Annotated in this window: 12 protein-coding genes and 1 pseudogene; 3 read left to right on the top strand and 10 right to left on the bottom strand. The window is 70.6% G+C overall.

Annotated elements, in window-relative coordinates:
- Window positions 1-304: 304 nt before the first annotated feature.
- A complete protein-coding gene (locus ABCR83_RS12490; RefSeq protein ID WP_462694999.1) occupies window positions 305-1,843 on the bottom strand; it encodes a carboxylesterase/lipase family protein in 1,539 nt (512 codons plus the stop codon).
- Between the two features lie 355 nt (window positions 1,844-2,198).
- Here ABCR83_RS12490 and ABCR83_RS12495 point away from each other — a divergent pair.
- Window positions 2,199-2,960, top strand: a pseudogene (locus ABCR83_RS12495) (lipoate--protein ligase family protein); the annotation flags it as partial.
- Between the two features lie 23 nt (window positions 2,961-2,983).
- Here ABCR83_RS12495 and ABCR83_RS12500 read toward each other — a convergent pair.
- The 4 genes from ABCR83_RS12500 to ABCR83_RS12515 are packed head-to-tail and all read right to left on the bottom strand — an operon-like array spanning window position 2,984 to window position 7,529.
- The gene (locus tag ABCR83_RS12500; RefSeq protein ID WP_462695000.1) at window positions 2,984-3,979 is read right to left on the bottom strand and encodes a TIGR03842 family LLM class F420-dependent oxidoreductase; all 996 of its coding nucleotides are present in this window, start codon (window positions 3,977-3,979) and stop codon (window positions 2,984-2,986) included.
- Window positions 3,980-3,991: 12 nt separating this feature from the next.
- Window positions 3,992-5,386, bottom strand: a complete 1,395-nt coding sequence (gene hydA, locus ABCR83_RS12505) for a dihydropyrimidinase (RefSeq protein WP_462695001.1) — start codon at window positions 5,384-5,386, stop codon at window positions 3,992-3,994.
- Window positions 5,383-6,690: an aspartate aminotransferase family protein gene (locus ABCR83_RS12510; RefSeq protein WP_462695002.1), complete on the bottom strand. Its 1,308-nt coding sequence runs from the start codon at window positions 6,688-6,690 to the stop codon at window positions 5,383-5,385. The genes hydA and ABCR83_RS12510 overlap by 4 nt, the downstream gene beginning before the upstream one ends.
- A complete protein-coding gene (locus ABCR83_RS12515; RefSeq protein ID WP_462695003.1) occupies window positions 6,687-7,529 on the bottom strand; it encodes a nitrilase-related carbon-nitrogen hydrolase in 843 nt (280 codons plus the stop codon). The genes ABCR83_RS12510 and ABCR83_RS12515 overlap by 4 nt, the downstream gene beginning before the upstream one ends.
- A gap of 229 nt (window positions 7,530-7,758) precedes the next feature.
- Here ABCR83_RS12515 and ABCR83_RS12520 point away from each other — a divergent pair, with 229 nt between their 5' ends.
- Window positions 7,759-8,313: an isochorismatase family protein gene (locus ABCR83_RS12520; RefSeq protein ID WP_462695004.1), complete on the top strand. Its 555-nt coding sequence runs from the start codon at window positions 7,759-7,761 to the stop codon at window positions 8,311-8,313.
- On the opposite strand, the gene ggt is transcribed toward ABCR83_RS12520, so the two are convergent.
- The 3 genes from ggt to ABCR83_RS12535 form a co-directional block, all read right to left on the bottom strand.
- Window positions 8,294-10,120, bottom strand: coding sequence for a gamma-glutamyltransferase (gene ggt / locus ABCR83_RS12525; RefSeq protein ID WP_462695005.1), 1,827 nt, complete (start codon window positions 10,118-10,120; stop codon window positions 8,294-8,296). The genes ABCR83_RS12520 and ggt overlap by 20 nt on opposite strands.
- Window positions 10,121-10,204: 84 nt before the next feature.
- Complete coding sequence (locus tag ABCR83_RS12530) at window positions 10,205-11,092, bottom strand: SGNH/GDSL hydrolase family protein (protein ID WP_462695006.1); 888 nt, start codon at window positions 11,090-11,092, stop codon at window positions 10,205-10,207.
- A 177-nt stretch (window positions 11,093-11,269) separates the two neighbouring features.
- Window positions 11,270-11,692 (bottom strand): hypothetical protein, encoded by a 423-nt coding sequence (locus ABCR83_RS12535; protein WP_462695007.1) that lies wholly within the window; start codon window positions 11,690-11,692, stop codon window positions 11,270-11,272.
- 153 nt (window positions 11,693-11,845) lie between these two features.
- Between ABCR83_RS12535 and ABCR83_RS12540 the strand changes: the two genes are divergently transcribed.
- Window positions 11,846-13,543, top strand: a complete 1,698-nt coding sequence (locus tag ABCR83_RS12540; RefSeq protein ID WP_462695008.1) for a translation initiation factor 2 — start codon at window positions 11,846-11,848, stop codon at window positions 13,541-13,543.
- On the opposite strand, the gene ABCR83_RS12545 is transcribed toward ABCR83_RS12540, so the two are convergent.
- Together ABCR83_RS12545 and ABCR83_RS12550 are read right to left on the bottom strand one after the other, a co-directional pair.
- A complete protein-coding gene (locus ABCR83_RS12545; RefSeq protein ID WP_462695009.1) occupies window positions 13,537-15,522 on the bottom strand; it encodes an NB-ARC domain-containing protein in 1,986 nt (661 codons plus the stop codon). The two genes, ABCR83_RS12540 and ABCR83_RS12545, sit on opposite strands and share 7 nt — an antisense overlap.
- A gap of 27 nt (window positions 15,523-15,549) precedes the next feature.
- Window positions 15,550-16,908 carry an FAD-binding protein gene (locus tag ABCR83_RS12550; RefSeq protein WP_462695010.1) on the bottom strand — a complete coding sequence of 453 codons (1,359 nt, stop codon included), beginning with the start codon at window positions 16,906-16,908 and terminating at the stop codon, window positions 15,550-15,552.
- Window positions 16,909-16,919 lie beyond the last annotated feature (11 nt).

The raw sequence follows: 16,919 nt of genomic DNA on the forward strand, positions 1-16,919 counted from the left end.
GCGGCCCGGATGCTGCCGTCTGCCCTCCCGAAGATCGATTTTCCGTTCAGCATCCGGGCGTTTCGCCCTGGGGATGGCGTTTGACGGCGAGGCCTTTGGCATGGCTCGGTACCCACGAGTCGGACCCGGCGACCCGGCTTGGCGTGGTGTCGTGATACACAGGTCCACGAAGTCCGCGTCGGGTCCGCAAACCCCCCGTGGGCGGCCTGAGTCGTCCGAGGTACTCGCTGATTGGCGGCGCCGTAACTTTCCCAGTCCAGGATGACCAGGTCTCCGGGACCCTCTCTGTTCAGGCCGGCCGGCGCTACCGGCTGATCAGCGGCAGCACGGGGAAGGTGTGGTTCTGCCAGATCAGGCGGGAGGGCTCTTCCGGATAGGCGGCGACAGCCGGTCTGGTGTCGAAGAGCTGAACGAGGCGCTGATCGGTGTCGTACGCGGGCCAGCCTGGGTCGCCGTGGGCAGCGAATGACGTCCATGCGGCGCGCATGTGGGTGGACAGGGCTTCTGCCTCCGGGGAAGGCGCTTCACCGATCAGCATGGCAGGCTGGCCTCGGTCCAGGTTGCCGAAGACGAGGGGGACATCGAGGCCGTGGCAGGCGCCAAGGGTGCCGCCCATGCCCGGGGCCAGCCAGGTCAGCTCGTAAACGTGCACGCGGCCGCCGGCGGCCGCCTGGGCCTGGGCGAGGTGGAGCGTCGGCATGCGGAACAGCCAGTCAGAATGGACCAGTTCGTACAGCTCGTCCGGGCCCGCCGTCGGGAAGGCATCGCGGTAGCGGCGCGCGCCGTCCGGGCCCGGGGCGAAGACGCGGAGGGCGGACACCGCCTGCTCCTCGCTCACCCCGCCGAGCAGGCCGGTGATCGCGGTGAACAGGCGGTGCTCCTCGCGGGTGTGGCCGACGAGGAGCTCGATATCGCGACCGCCGCCGTCGGACAGGGCCTGCCACGGGGTGCAGGGCAGGACCTCGCCATCGACGACAGGCGAGAAGGGGATCGTCCTGTGCGCGGGCAGCCCCCAGCGTTCCGCCCACTGGTCCATCTTGGCGCTGAGCACGTCACCCGCAGCGGACAGCTGGTGCGGGGCAACGCCGGACAGGTCGGCCACCGTGGGCCGCAGCCCCAGTTCGGCGGCGCAGGCGGCAGCGATATCCGAGGCAAGCTCCGGTGAGAAGAACGTGCCCTGCACACTCTGCGCGACGGCCCGTCGGAAAAGTCCGGCCGCACGGCTCATCGCCAGCAGCGCGGCGATCGATCCCCCACCCGCCGACTGGCCGAAGACCGTGACCCGGTCGGGGGCACCGCCGAAGGCCCGGATGTTGTCGCGCACCCACTCCAGAGCAGCAACCTGGTCCAGGAGACCCCGGTTGGGGGGAGCCCCCTCGATCTTCCCGAAGCCCTCCATACCCACGCGGTAGTTGAACGTCACCACCACGACGTCACCGTCCCGAGCGAGTCGGCCACCGTCGTACTCGGGGAGGCCGGACATGCCGAACACGTAGGCTCCACCCTGGATCCACACCATCACCGGCAGCCCTGCGCCCGGATAGGGTTCGGGCGACCAGACGTTGACCGTCAGCCAGTCGTGGCCCAGCGCGTCCTGCGACAGCGCGTCCATGCCGAACAGACCGGCCTGCGGGGGCGGCGGACCGTACGAGACGGCCTCGCGCACTTCGCTCCAGCCCGGTACCGGCCGCGGCGCGGCGAATCGCAACACGCCGACCGGAGGCTCGGCGAACGGGATACCGCGGAAGACCGCCACACCCGCTTCCCGGCTGCCCCGCAGCACCCCGGCCTCTGCGCGGACTTCGGGCCGGGGTCCGGGCGGCTCGGACACGGCAACGGTCATCACGATTTCCCCCAGAGAGGTGGAGAGGGTCTCAGCGAGCCGGACCTTGCGAATCATCCGCCGTATCCGAATGCCGCGCCAGCCGTTTACGGCCGGCGCGGGCTACTGGAGCCGCACGTCCGCACGGCGTCTCGGAGAAGAACACCCAGGTCGTCCTCGACCAGCAGCGCGACGGGAGGGTGACATGGCTCTACAGCCATGAGTCGGACCACGCTGTCGAGGACGTCCGCCAGGGGCTGGACCCGGCGACCCGGCTTAGGGTGGTGTCGTGATACACGAGTCCACTGAGTCCGCGTCGGGTCCGCAAACCCCCCTCGGCGAAACCTGGCGTCCCCTGCTGCACCGCATGCACACCTACGACTGGCAACTGATCCACGACGGGCCGCAGTCCCCCGCCCTGCACATGGCGCTGGATGAGGTGCTGACCGCGGAAGTGGCGGCCGGCCGGCGGCCGCCGACCCTGCGGGTGTGGGAGTGGGGCTCCCCCGCGGTGGTCATCGGCAGCTTCCAGTCACTGCGCAACGAGGTCGATCCCCAGGGCGCCGCCCGGCACGGCATCACGGTGGTGCGCCGGATCAGCGGCGGCGGAGCGATGTTCTGCGAACCGGGCAACACCATCACCTACTCCCTGTGCGTACCGGAGGCGCTGGTGCACGGGCTGTCCTTCGCGGACAGCTACGCGTATCTGGACGACTGGGTGCTCGGCGCCCTGGCGGGCCTGGGCGTCAAGGCCTGGTACCAGCCGCTCAACGACATCGCCACCGAGTCCGGGAAGATCGCGGGTGCCGCGCAGAAGCGGCTGGTGGGGGGTGCCGGGGCCGTGCTGCACCATGTGACCATGGCGTACGACATCGACGCCGACAAGATGCTCGAGGTGCTGCGCATCGGCCAGGAGAAGCTGTCGGACAAGGGCACCAGGAGCGCCAAGAAGCGGGTGGATCCGCTGCGCCGGCAGACCGGGCTGCCGCGGACGGCGGTCATCGAGAAGATGATCGAGTCCTTCCGGGGGCGGTACGGGCTGACGGAGGGTTCCGTCAGCCCCGAAGAGCTGGCCCGGGCCGAGGAGTTGGCGGCGGCGAAGTTCAGCTCCCCCGAGTGGACCGCCCGGGTGCCGTAGGGGGTGTCCCCGGGCGGGCCCCGCTACCCCAGCTCCGCGATGAGCCCCCCGTACGCGTCGATGGTCGCCTCCTTCGCATCGTGCATCGCATACAGCGCGAACTGGTCCACCCCCAACTCCCGCAGCCGCTCCAGCCGTTCCCGGTGTGCGGACAGCGGTCCCAGCACGCAGAAGCGGTCCACGATCTCGTCGGGTACGAAGTCCGTGGACGGGTTCCCGGCCCGCCCGTGGTGGCTGTAGTCATAGCCCGCGCGCCGTTTGACGTAGGCGGTGAGGGCCTCCGGCACCATGCCGGAGTGTTCGCCGTAACGGGCCACCAGGTCGGCGACATGGTTGCCGACCATGCCGCCGAACCAGCGGCACTGTTCGCGCGCATGGGCCAGGTCGTCCCCGACGTACGCGGGGGCGGCCACGCAGATGGTGAGGGAGGCGGGGTCGCGGCCCGCGTCGGCCGCGGCGGTCCGTACCGCCTTGATCATCCATTCGGTCAGAAAGGGGTCGGCGAGCTGGAGGATGAACCCATCGGCCTCCTGCCCGGCCAGGGCCAGCGCCTTGGGCCCGTACGCCGCCATCCACACCGGCAGCCGCCCGCCTCGCACCCAGGGCAGCCGCAGCCGCGTCCCGCCGATGTCCGCCTCCCGCCCCTCGGCCAGGTCGCGGATGATGCGCAGGGAATCCCGCAGCGCGGCAAGGGTGTTGGGCCTGCGCCCGGCGACCCGCATCGCCGAGTCACCGCGGCCGATGCCGCATACCGTGCGGTTGCCGTACATGTCGTTGAGCGTGGCGAAGGTGGAGGCGGTGACCTCGGGGGTGCGGGTGGAGGGGTTGGTGACCATGGGCCCGACGATGAGCCGTTCGGTGTGTTCCAGGATCCGGCTGTGGATGACGAAGGGCTCCTGCCACAGCACGGCGGAGTCAAAGGTCCAGCCGTAGCGGAAGCCGACCCGTTCGGCGCGGCGCATCAGTTCCACGACGGCGGAGGCGGGCGGGTCGGTCTGCAGAACGAGGCCGAAGTCCAACGCTGGTGCTCCTTACAGGGAGAGAGTGGCGCGGGGTACATAGCGGCCGTGTCCGGCGTGACCGGTGAACTGCCGCTGGTCGATGACGACTTCGCCGCGCGAGAGGACGGTCTCCACCTGTCCGGTGATCCGTTTGCCCTCGTAGGCCGAGTAGTCGACGTTCATATGGTGGGTCCCGGCGGAGATGACCTGCCGGGCGTGCGGGTCGTAGACGACGATGTCGGCGTCCGCGCCGGGGGTGATGGTGCCCTTGCCGGGAGCCAGGCCGAACATCCGGGCGGGCGCCGCGCAGGCGATCTCGATCCAGCGGCGGCGGCTGATATGCCCGTCCACCACGGCCTGATGGAGGAGGTCCATCCGGTTCTCCACCCCGGGCAGCCCGTTGGGGATCTTGGAGAAGTCGCCCCGGCCGAGCTCCTTCTGGCCGGCGAAGCAGAAGGGGCAGTGGTCGGTGGAGACCACCTGGAGGTCATTGGTGCGCAGTCCGCGCCAGAGCGCCTCCTGGTGCTCCCGGGGCCGCAGGGGTGTGGAGCAGACGTATTTGGCGCCCTCGAAGCCCGGCTCGGCGAGGTTGTCGGTGGAGAGGAAGAGGTACTGCGGGCAGGTCTCGCCGAAGACCGGCAGTCCCCGGTCGCGGGCCAGGGCGAGCTCGGTGACGGCCTCCTCGGCGGAGACATGGACCACATAGAGGGGGCTGCCGGCCACCCGGGCGAGCTGGATGGCGCGGTGGGTGGCCTCGGCCTCCAGCAGCGTCCTGCGGACCTCCCCGTGGTGGCGGGGTGCGGTGCGGCCCGCGGCGAGGGCCTGCTCGACGAGGACGTCGATGGCGATGCCGTTCTCGGCATGCATCATGATCAACCCACCGTTGCCCGCGGCGCGTTGCATGGCCCGCAGGATCTGTCCGTCGTCGCTGTAGAAGACGCCGGGGTAGGCCATGAACAGCTTGAAGGAGGTGCATCCCTCGGAGACCAGCAGGTCCATCTCCTTGAGCGAGTTCTCGTTCACATCGGAGAGGATCATATGGAAGGCGTAGTCGATCGCACAGTTGCCCTCGGCCTTGGCGTGCCAGGCGTCCAGCCCTTCGCGCAGGGCCTGGCCGCGGGTCTGTACGGCGAAGTCGACGACGGTGGTGGTGCCGCCCCAGGCGGCGGCGCGGGTGCCGGTTTCAAAGGTGTCGGAGGAGGACGTGCCGCCGAAGGGGAGCTCGAAGTGGGTGTGTGCGTCGACCCCGCCCGGGATGACGTACTTCCCCGTCGCGTCGATGGTGCGGTCGGCCGTCCAGCCCTGGGCCCAGGTGCTGTCGGGTGCGGCCAGCGCCGCGACCCTGCCGTCCTCGACGAGGACGTCCGCGGGGGTCTCCTCGGCGGCGGTGATGACCAGTCCGCCCCGGATGAGGATCCTGGTCATGGCAGTTCCTTTCCGCCGATGGTGTACTGCACCTGGCGCAGGGTCTCCTCGAGCAGTGCCGCGCCCTCCTCGGCCTCGGCGACGGTGAGGCTCAGCGGCGGGGCGATGCGCAGGGCGTTGCCCTCGCGGCCGCCCCTGCCGAGCAACAGGCCGAGCTCACGGGCGTGTTCCAGGGCGAGGGAGGCGGCGTGCGGAGAGGGCGTGCCGTCCTCCTCCACCAGCTCGACGCCGATCATCAGGCCGCGGCCGCGCACTTCGCGGACCACCGGGAGCCCGGCGGCGACGGCGCGCAGCCGCTCGATGAGGAGGCCGCCCACCCGCCGGGCGTTGCCCTGCAGGTCGTGCTCCAGCAGGTGGTTGAGGTTGGCGAGGCCGGCCGCCATGGTGACGGGGCTGCCGCCGAAGGTCGAGATGGAGTTGGCGTCCAGGCAGTTCATGATCTCGGCGCGGGCGACGACCCCGCCGATGGACATGCCGTTGCCGATGCCCTTGGCGAAGGTGAGCAGATCGGGCGGGCCGTTCTCGGCGTGTGCCTGCCAGCCCCAGAAGTGGTCGCCGGTACGGCCCCAGCCGGTCTGGACCTCATCGGTGATCCACAGGATGCCGTGCCGGACGAGGACTTCGCGGAACGCCGCGTACAGCCCGTCCGGCGGCGCGGTGAACCCGCCGGCGCCCTGCACGGGTTCGGCGATCAGCGCGGCGACCCTGCCATGGGTCTGGCCGAGCAGATCCTCCAGGTCCGCGACGCAGGCCTCGATGAACTGCCCGTCGGACAGGTGGGCATAGGGGCCGCGCGAGCGCACCGCGCCATGCACATACAGCGTCTGCAGCGGCGACAGACTGGTGGGTGACCAGGCGGAGTTGCCGGTGATGGCGACCGCGGAGAAGGAGCGGCCGTGATAGCTGTTGCGCATCGCCAGGACCTGGTTGGAGCGCCGGTGGGTGGTGGCCAGGAGCAGGGCCGTGTCATTGGCCTCGGTGCCGGAGGTGGTGAAGAAGACGCGGGCGTCGGGGATCCGGGAGAGGGCGGCGATGCGCTCGGCCAGTTCGACCAGGTGCCGGTCGAGATAGAGGGTGGAGGTGTGCAGGATGCGCCCGGCCTGCTCGCTGACCGCCTGGGTGACCCCGGGCAGCGCATGGGCGGTCATGGTGGTGAGGATGCCGCCGAAGAAGTCGAGGTAGCGCCGGCCCTCGGCGTCCCAGACGTGCCGGCCCTCGCCCCGGGTGAGTTCGAGGGGCTCACGGTAGTAGAGGGCGAGCCAGTCGGGCAGCACGGCCCGGTGGCGCTCATGGAGGGAGGTCACGGCCGGACCAGCCCGTCGTAGGCGTCGGGCCTGCGGTCGCGGTAGAAGGCCCACTGCCGCCGCACTTCGTCGATGAGGGCGAAGTCGAGGTCGCGGACGACCAGTTCCTCCTTGCTGTCACTGGCGAGGGCCCCGACGAACTGGCCGCGCGGGTCGACGAAGTAGGAGGTGCCGTAGAAGTCGTTGTCCCCGTACTCCTCCCGGCCGACGCGGTTGATGGCGGCGATGAAGTACTCATTGGCCACGGCGGCGGCGGGCTGTTCGAGCTTCCAGAGGTGGCCGGAGAGCCCGCGCGAGGTGGCGGAGGGGTTGTAGACCAGCTGGGCGCCGTTCAGGCCGAGTTGCCGCCAGCCCTCGGGGAAGTGGCGGTCGTAGCAGATGTAGACGCCGACCCTGCCCACGGCCGTGTCGAAGACGGGCCAGCCGAGGTTGCCCGGCTTGAAGTAGTACTTCTCCCAGAATCCCTTGAGCTGTGGGATGTGGTGCTTGCGGTACTTGCCCAGATAGCTGCCGTCGGCGTCGATGACGGCGGCGGTGTTGTAGTAGAAGCCGGAGGATTCGACCTCGAAGACGGGCACCACGATCACCATGCCGGTCTCCCGGGCGAGTTCACGCATCCGGCGCAGGGTCGGCCCGTCGGGCACGGGCTCGGCCCAGCGGTAGTGCTCGCTCTCCTGCACCTGACAGAAGTAGGGGGCGTTGAAGACTTCCTGGAAGCCGATCACCTTCGCGCCCTGGGCGGCGGCGGCGCGGGCGTGCTCCTCATGCTTGGCGATCATCGATTCGGTGTCGCCGGTCCAGGTGGCCTGGACCAGTGCGGCGCGGACGAGTTGGGTCACAAGCTGCTCCTCTGCCGGGGATTCGGCCGGGCTGACGCGCGTAGATCCACGTGTGGATGCGACCGTAGGACCCGCCACCCGCCGAGGCAAGACCGGCGCGAGGAGAACGGGTCGGCGCGTAGCGCCGTCCATGAGGGGTGGTGGTCGGGTGACGGGCGGGCGCGTTCCACCTCGACAGCTTCAACAGCGAATCTTGCAAGTTTTCCTTTCTTTATTTTAGGGTGGCGTCATGTCTGCCACCACTCTCGATCCACAGACCGCCCTGGTCCTCATCGACCTTCAGAAGGGCATCACCGCCCTCCCCACCGTGCACCCCGCCGACGAGGTCGTCGCCCGCGGCGCGCGGCTGGCCGCCTCCTTCCGCGAGCACGGCCTGCCGGTGGTGCTGGTCCGCGTCGTGGGCCCCGGCGCCCCCGGCCGCTCGGAGGCGCCATTGCGCCGTGGCGAGCCCCCGGCCGACTTCGCCGACCTGCGGTCCGAACTCGACCGGCAGGACGGCGACATCGTGATCACCAAACACACCTGGGGCGCCTTCCACGCCACCGACCTGGACCTCCAGCTGCGCCGCCGGGGTGTGACCCAGATCGTGCTCGCGGGCATCACGACCAGCGCCGGGGTGGAATCCACCGCCCGCGCCGCCCATGAGCACGGCTACCACGTGACGGTCGCCACCGATGCCGTCACCGACCTCGACCCCGAGGCGCACCGGGTCAGCGTCGAGAAGAGCCTGCCCCGGCTGGCCGAGACCGACAGCACGGACGCGATCATCGCCCTGCTGGGCTGACCACCATCGCCGAACCACCACCGCGCCGCACCTTCTCGGCGGCGGCCAGCCACCGGCCGTCCGGCAATCGCTGGACGCCGGTGGCGGCACCGATCTCCGGATTCAGCTTGAACACCTGGCCCCTGGCCTCCAGTTGACGGCGCACCGGGCTGTCCCACAGGGCGGGCTCCAGCTCGGTGACCGCGGCATTGCGCTGACTGGCGCGCGGCGCGGCGATCGCGGCCGCCAGCGGCATACCGCGGTCCACATGGTTGAGCAGGGTCTGCAGCACGGTGGTGACGATCGTCGCGCCACCGGGCGAGCCGAGCGCAAAGGCGAACCTGCCGTGTTCGAGAACCACCGTCGGCGAGATCGACGAACGCGGGCGCTTGCCCGGCCCCGGCAGGTTGGGGTCGTGGACGCCCGGGCTCACCGGGGTGAAGGAGAAGTCGGTCAGCTCGTTGTTGAGCAGGAATCCCCGTCCGGGGACGGTGATTCCGCTGCCGCCGGTCTGTTCGATGGTGAAGGTGTAGGCGACCACATTGCCCCACTTGTCGGCCACCGTCAGATGAGTGGTCTGCTGCCCCTCATAGGGGGTGGGCGCCGCCCGGCGGTGCGCCGCGCAGGGCGCCGGGTGGCGCGGGTCACCGGGGGCGAGCGGGCTGGTCAGCGCCTTCTTGTCGCTGATCAGGCAGGAGCGGGCATCGGCGAACCGCTTGGAGGTCAACTCGCCGGTGGGCACCTTCTCCTGAGCCGGATCGCCGACCCACCGGTTGCGGTCGGCGAAGGCGACGCGGCTCGCCTCGAGATAGCGGTGCAGATAGGTCTGCCGGTCCAGCCGGTGGAGGTTGCCCCGTTCCAGGATGTTGAGCGCCTCGGCGACCGTGGTGCCACCGGAGGAGGACGGGGCCATGCCATACACATCGAGACCGCGGTAGGTGGTGTGCGTCGGCGCCTGCCGCTTGACCGAGTACGCCCGCAGGTCCCGCTCGGTCAGCCGGCCCGGCCGGGCCGGCCGCCCCGACGCGGGGTCGACCGGCGGCCTGCGCACCGTCCTGAGCAGATCGCGCCCCAGCTCACCGCCGTAGACGGCGCCGATGCCCTGCTTCCCCAACAGCTCATAGGTGCGCGCCAGATCGGGGTTCTTCAGCGTCGAGCCCACGGCCGGAGGCCTGCCGCCCGGCAGGAAGAGCCTGGCGGTGGCCGGGAAGTCCTTGAAGCGCTTGGCGTTGTCGGCGGTCTGCTGCCGGAAGGTCTCGTCGACCGTGAAGCCCTTGCGGGCCAGCCGTTCGGCGGGCTTCAGCAGCTGCCCCAGCGATCTGCTGCCCCAGCTGCGCAGGGCGGTGTCCCAGGTGGCGGGCGTACCCGGAACGCCGACGCTCAGCCCGCTGGTGACCGCGTCGTCGAAGGGGATCGGCCGCCCCTTCTCCAGGAAGAGGCCCTTGGTGGCGGTGAGCGGGGCACGTTCCCGGCCGTCGATGGTGAAGACCCGGTGGGATCTGGCGTTGTAGTAGACGAGGTAGCCGCCACCGCCGATGCCGCCCGAGTACGGCTCGGTGACCCCGAGCGCGGCGGATGTGGCCACCGCGGCGTCGACGGCATTGCCGCCCTTGCGCAGCACCTCGATGCCGGCCGCCGACGCATTGGCGTCGACGCTCGCCACCGCCCCGCCACTGCCGACGGCCAGCGGTGACTTGGCGGGCGCGGGCACCTCACCGCTGATGCCCCGGGCGAGGGCGGACGGTGCGATGCCCACCCCGGCGACGAGTGTGACCGTCGCGGCGAGCACGGGCAGATGTCGGAATCCGGTCGGTCTGGTACCGGCCATCGCTGCTGCCTCCCCTGTCGGCGAATGGGTCCCGGAGCCTACTCGCGGGGCCCGCTCACCGACAGGTGGCACGCGCTGCGGGGGTCAGTGCTTGCGCAACTCGGCGAGCACCGGCCGCGACATGGCCCGCTCGCCGTCGGCGTTGGGGTGGAAGGGCGCGGCCGGACGGCCGGGCCGGGCGCCCTCGATCCAGCGCTTGTCCTGCGGTTGGCAGACGTCATGGCCGACGGTCGCCCGGTAGGTGTCGGCGTAGCGGACGTGCGCCTTGCCCGCCTGCGCCTTGAGCATCGCATTGAGCCGCTTCTCGGCGTTCCGGAGGTAGGGGACGTCACCGGCGGCGACCGGCACGGACGGGAAGCAGCCCACCCCGTTGTCCGGCATGATCGACGGGTAGCCGGCCAGTACCACCCGGGCGTGCGGCGCCCGCTGGTGAATGGCCTTCAGCACCCGGGCGACCTTGGGCGCGGCCCGGTTGACCCGCGCGGTGAGCTGGTCGGTGCCGCCCGCGGTGTACTGCTTGCGACAGGGGGCGCCCGCCGGGTCCGTGACGGACAGCTTCACACAGGTCCCGATGATCTCGCTGAAGCCGATGTCATTGCCGCCGATGCCCACCGTGACGATCCTGGTGTGCTTGCCGAGAGCATTGAGCTGGGGTGCGTTGGCACCCTGCGCACGCCACATGTCATCGGTCTTCGCACCGCTGCAGCTGACGTCCTTGAAGGACTTCAGCTTCAGCGCCTTGGCCGTGAGGGACGGGTAGTTGACACTCGACCGCGCGCAGTCGCCGCCGCTCTGGCTCGGGATGCCCGGCCCGGAGGTGTAGGAGTCACCGAGGGCAACATAACGCTCACCACCACGGGCCGGGGTCGCGGCGCCCGCCGGGGCCGCCGCCACGGCCGCCAGGGCCGTGGCCGCGCCGATCGCCGCCAGCGCCTTTCCATACCGCCCGCCGTGCGTGCGTGCCTCTGTCACCACTGCCTCCGAGAAATCCAGGAAACCCGGCGAACGCCGGGACGTCACATCAGCGGTGCTCGACGGCCGTCCGGCTCTCCTGTCGCCGATCACCCACCGATCACCGCCAGCCAGGTTCGCCGGGCCAGGACTGCCTGTCAATCTCACGAGCTTCGGCCTTGTTTTCGATTTATGCAGTCACTCGTCCCTCAGGGCGCCCCGGGCGGCCCGGACGAAGTCCGCCCTCGCCTCCTCCAGCTCGTCCGGCGAACGGCCCCGCTGATAGCGGTCGACCAGCTCACGCGCCGCCCCGGCCACCTCCTCCGGCCCCTCCAACGACACCGCACCCAGCACCCGCTGCAGATCGGCGCGATCGCTCCGGAGCCCCTCCCCCGTCCGCTGCGTCAGCAACACGGCCTCCGCCGCCTGCAGAAACCCCACATAGGTCTGCCGCCGCAGCTCCAGCACCCGTGCGGCCCGCTGCTCCTCAAGCGTCATCCGAGCCGTGGCCCGGGCCGCCTCCGCCTGCCGGTCACCCGCGCTGCGCCCGAACAACCCCGTGACAACACTGCCGGCCAGCGCCGAACCCGCCGCGATCAATGCGATCCCCCAGTCACTCATGGGCGCATTCTGCTCGCCCGGCCCTGCGGCGCCAACTCCCCTGATCCCCGCCTGATCCCCACGGGTACGATCTCCGGCATGCCGCCGTCCGACCCGTTGATACCCTCGCCGATCTGCAGAAAAGGCATACACGCGGAAACCCCCTGCCCTACCATGAACACTGACCCAGCGGGCAGCGGGCAGCGGGCAGCGGGCAGCGGGCAGCAGGCAGCAGGCAGCAGGACCGTGCTGTTCGCCGTTCGGTCGGCGACCGCCCTCCACCGGCTGCTGGACGTCCTCCCGGTATTCGCCGGTGACGATCGCATCCAGCGCCTCTTCACCCTCGTCCCGGGTTCCGACTTCGACGTTCAGGCCCTGGCCGCGATCGAACACACCCGGGCACGCACCATCCCCTGGGCCACGGCCCGCCGACGCTCGTTCGACCTGATCCTGGCGGCCAGCCCCAAGGGTGAACTGCGGCTGCTGCGGGGGCCGCGCGTGCTGCTCCCGCACGGCGCCGGCTTCAACAAGACCGTGGACCAGGAAGGTTCATACGGCCTGCCCTCCGGGCTCGACCCGGCCCACCTGCTGTCGGACGGTCACGCCATGGCCACCCTCCACGCGCTGGCTCACCCCAGCCAAGTCGCCCGCCTGGCTGCCCACTGCCCACCAGCCGCGACCCATGCGGCCGTGGTCGGCGACCCCACGCTCGACCGGATCCTGGAATCCCGCGCTCACCGCGACGGATACCGGGCGGCCCTGGGCACCGGCGGGCGGAAGCTGATAGTCCTCACCTCGACCTGGGGCCCCGAGTCACTGCTGGCTCGCCGCCCGGACCTGCCGGCCCGGCTGGCCTCCCAACTGCCCCACGACGACTACCAGTCGGCTCTGATACTGCATCCCAACGAGCACAGCAGGATCGGGACTTTCGACCTCTCCCAGCAGCTGGCCCCGGCGCTCGATGCCGGGATGATCCTGGCCAGGCCGTATGAGGACTGGGGCGCGGTGCTCATCGCGGCCGATGCGGTGATCACCGACCATGGCTCGACGGCGCTCTACGCCGCGGCCCTGGACCGCCCGTTGATCGTGGCCTGCGATGGGGGCGCTGAACTGATCCCGGGCAGCCCCATGGCCAAACTCCTGGCCCACAGCCCCCGCCTGGTCGGTCCCGAACGGTTGGAGGCCGCGCTACAAGCACACCGCCCCGGGACCGTACACGCGCTGGCCCAATCCGCGTTCGCCGAACAGGGAAGAGCGCTGGAGCGACTGCGCAAGGAGCTGTACGGACGGCTCGGCCTCACTCCACCGCCCGGACCAGTGGACATCCGCCCCCTGCCCAAGCCCTCACCACCCGCCCGGGAGCCCACCGCCTTCGCCATCCGCACCCATATCAGCGGGAACGAGGTGCATGTCGAGCGCTTCCCCGCCCATCTCGGTGCACCCGCCCAGCACCTGGCCGCCGAGTACGGCACGGCCGGTGAACGCCAGCTCCAGAGCGCCGCCTTGCTCTACCTCCGGGCCCGTTCCCGCCCGGCGGCCGCGCATGGCGCGTCCTGGACCGCGACCGGATGGACCGCCCAGGTACTGGCCGAGTACCCGGCCTGCCGACTGGCGGCGGCCGTCCTGACACCCGCCCTGTGTGTGGCACGCACCCACCGTGGCACGCTGCTCTCGGTCCACATCGAGCCCTGGGTGCAGCAGAACGGCCGCGTCCTGACCGCCGACCCGGCCGCTGTGCTCTCGGCCGTCCACACCTGGCTGAGCACGGACTCGGAGCTGCCATCCACCCTCGTCTGTGTGACCGGCGGCCGTCCCTTCCGAGTCCGGCTCAGGACCGCCGAGGCAGACGAGGCCGGACAACAGGTTTACTGAGTGGGCCGGACGAGTGCTCCGCACCGCTCGCGGATGGCGCGGGCCGCGTCCTGGTGCTCCCGTGCCCCGGCCTCGTCCCCGGTCTCCTCGGCGAGGACGCCCAGCGCATCGTGGATCCGCGCCTGGTCGTACTCGGATCCGCGCGCTCGCGCCGCATCCAGGGCCGCCGTATACAGCCCACCCGCTTCGGTCAGCTGCCCCAGACGCCGTAGCACTTGGGCCAGTTCGAACCCGGTGCGCGCGGTCATGCGCTCACGGCCGAGTTCCCGCGCCGCCCGGTGCGCCTGCTCCAACAGCGCCACGGCCCGTTCCGGTTGGCCGAGAGCGGCGAGTGCCTGTCCCAGCTGGTGCTGCTGGAGCATCACACCGTAGGCATTCTTCAGCGCGCGGTGCACCGCGAGGGACGCCTCGAAGTCCTGCGCCGCGCCGGTCCAGTCCCGCTGGGCGAAGCGCAGCCTCCCGCGGAACTCCAGCACTGACCCGCCCAGCTTGCGCTCCCTCTCGGAACTCCCCAGCAGGCTCAGCCCGTTCATTGCGCGCCGCAGTTCGGCCTCGGCCTCCACGAAGTGCCCTTGCTCCCATAGCGGGCGGGCCAGCTGACAGCGCATCCGGATGGTGAATGCCGACCGCCCGGCGCGCTGGGCCGACGCAAGGCCGGTACGGAAGGCGTCGAGGACATCGGCGTAGTGCGGATGGTCCAGGTAGTGCGTCCACACGGGTTCGCACAGGGCCGATGCCTCCTCGTCCATCCCCAGTGCGTGGGCGAGAGCCACACAACCGTAGAGCGCATGGCGTTCGGTCTCCAGCCAGTGCAACGCATCCGGCTTCCCGGCGAAGGTCACATCGGGAGCGGACGGAGTATGCGGAACAGGCATGCCGAAAGTCAGGCGTTCGCCCGCCGCCATCGCGTCCGCACGCTGTGCCTGACGGAGATACCAACGGACCAGCACCCGCCGGGCGTCGGCCGGCTCTGCCGCGTCGCCATCGCGTCGAGCGCACCGCCGAGCGTGCGCGCGCAGCAGTTCGTGCAGGCGCAGCCGCCCATCCCTGATCTCCACCAGTCCGGCCGACTCAAGCTCGTCCAAGGCGTCGTCGGCGGCATCCTTGCCCTGATCCAACAGCGCAGCGGCAGCCTCGGCCGAGAGGGACAATCCAGGGTGTTCCGGGAGCAGCCGGTAGAGCCGGGCGGCCTCGCGGCTCAGCTCTCGATAGACGATGTTCCATACCGCATCGACATCGACCTCGGGCAGGCCCTTCTCCTCCACTTCGGCCGCGAGTTCGGTGAGCAGCCGGGAGAGGGAGCGGCGGCGGTGGTTACGCATCCAGCGGCCCGCGACATGCAGGGCGACGGGCAGTCCGGAGCACAGGCGCACAAACCCCTCCACCGCCTCGGGTTCCTCGGCCAGCCGGGGATCCGCGACAATACGGTGCAACAGTTCCCTGGCGTGCTCATCGGTTAAGGGGCGCAGCGGGAGTTCGACGGCAGCGCCGTTCTCCAGGTCCCGCAGCTGTCCATGGCTGGCGGCGATCACCACGCTCTCGCTGGATGACGGGAGCAGGGGCAGCAGCTCAGTGCCATAACGCGCGTTGTCGACAACAACGACCAGCCGCTTCCGGCCCGTCTGATCCCAGTACTGCCGGTGCCGGGCCGCGAACGATTGTTCAAGGAACTCCCCCCGCACTCCCAGGGACCCGAGCAACTTGCCCTGGGCATCGGCGGTCTCCACGACTCCGCCGCGCCGGAGCTCGTCGAGGTCGATATAGAGGACTCCATCGGGTTGGTAGTCCTCGTAAAGTTTCCGGGCGATGCGGAATGCCAGTTCCGTCTTGCCGCTTCCACAGAGTCCGCTGAGCGTGATCACCAGCGGGCGGGCCTGCCCGTTCCGCTCCGCGGCGGCCCGGCAGGCCCGCGCCTGCTCGTCGTGCCGGTTCACAAAGTTGGCGATGTCCGGCGGCAGCTGGTACGTCCCTTCGGCCATGGCCACACTCTAGGGGGTGACTGGGGCTCAGTTGACGGGCGGGATGTTGTGGTTGAAACGGAAGGTGTTGCCCGGGTCGTACTGGCACTTGATCTTGACGAGCCGCCGGTAGGCCTCCTCGGTGAACGCCTGGCGGACGTCTTCGGGGTCGGTGTGCGCGACCCCGGCCAGGAAGTTGAGGGTGCGTCCGCCGCTGTTCCACGGCCGCAGCTCCTCGACGACCCGGTCCTGGGCGGCGCGGACCGCGTCGTCGTTCCCCACGCCCAGCTCACCGGCCGAATAGACCTGGAATCCGGCCTTGTTGTGGGCCACCGCGTTGGGCACCAGCGGAGGCCGGGCGAGCGCGCCGCCGAGCTGGCGGATCTCCAGCCCGACCGGGCTGTCCGTACCCGGCCCGGCGAGCCGCAGCAGGGCCTCGACCGTACCGTGGTCCAGCCGGGTCAGCTGGAAGGTGTTGATGTGGTACGCACCCGGGATCGGCGGGTCGTTGTGGATGCTGCCGACCTCCGTGTAGGGCATATCGGTGACCGTGTCGAGCAGCGGGGTGGCCACCCGGCGCAGCGGCTCGATCAGCCGGGCACCCTCCTCGGGGGAGCCGAGATACGCCAGCCGCAGATGGGTCGCGAAGCGGCCGCGCAGCGCCTCGGGCACCTCGGGCGCGTCGGGGAACGGCATCATCACCCAGGACGAGCTCAGTTCGTCCGGCATCCGGGTGGCCCAGTCCCGGTAGACATGGAGGACGTCCCGGGTCGCCTCGGCGGGGAAGTAGAGTCCGCCGCCGTAGAGCCGGGACACCTCGATGAGCCCGAGCTCCAGTGCCGTGACCACCCCGAAGTTGCCCTTGCCGCCGCGCAACGCCCAGAACAGATCCGGGCTCTCCTCGGGAGAGGCCCTTCGCAACTCCCCGTCGGCGGTGACCACATCGAGCCGGCGCACATGGTCGGCCGCGTAGCCATGGAGACGGGAAAGGACCCCGAGTCCGCCGCCCAGCACATAGGAGACGGCACCGACGAACGGCGCGGAGCCATTGAGCGGAGCGAGGCCGTGCCGGGCCGTGGCCGGGATCACGTCCTGCCACAGCACGCCCGCCTCCAGCCGCACCGTACGCCGCTCGGGGTCGACCTGGTACCCGTTCATCCGCCGGGTCGAGATCAGCAGGGCGCCGTCGGCGGGCAGCGCCACGCCATGGCCGGTGTTCTGCACCGCGACCCCCAGGCCGTGGTCCCGGGCGAAGCGGACCGCGGCCACCACATCACCTGCACTCGTCGCGCCGACGATCAGCGCGGGCCGATGCCGTACGGACCGGTCGAAGGCCTGGGCCTCCTCGGTGTATCCGGGGTCCCCGGGACGGAACACGGGGCCCTCGACACCTGTCAACCCGGCCATCACACAAGCTC

This window comes from Streptomyces xingningensis (assembly GCF_054957865.1).

Bases quoted from the DNA above. Each gene is read 5' to 3' on its own strand.
- ABCR83_RS12490 (WP_462694999.1), bottom strand. From the start codon at position 1,843: ATGACCGTTGCCGTGTCCGAGCCGCCCGGACCCCGGCCCGAAGTCCGC.
- hydA (WP_462695001.1), bottom strand. From the start codon at position 5,386: ATGACCAGGATCCTCATCCGGGGCGGACTGGTCATCACCGCCGCCGAG.
- ABCR83_RS12520 (WP_462695004.1), top strand. From the start codon at position 7,759: ATGTCTGCCACCACTCTCGATCCACAGACCGCCCTGGTCCTCATCGAC.
- ggt (WP_462695005.1), bottom strand. From the start codon at position 10,120: ATGGCCGGTACCAGACCGACCGGATTCCGACATCTGCCCGTGCTCGCC.
- ABCR83_RS12535 (WP_462695007.1), bottom strand. From the start codon at position 11,692: ATGAGTGACTGGGGGATCGCATTGATCGCGGCGGGTTCGGCGCTGGCC.
- ABCR83_RS12540 (WP_462695008.1), top strand. From the start codon at position 11,846: ATGAACACTGACCCAGCGGGCAGCGGGCAGCGGGCAGCGGGCAGCGGG.
- ABCR83_RS12545 (WP_462695009.1), bottom strand. From the start codon at position 15,522: ATGGCCGAAGGGACGTACCAGCTGCCGCCGGACATCGCCAACTTTGTG.
- ABCR83_RS12550 (WP_462695010.1), bottom strand. From the start codon at position 16,908: ATGGCCGGGTTGACAGGTGTCGAGGGCCCCGTGTTCCGTCCCGGGGAC.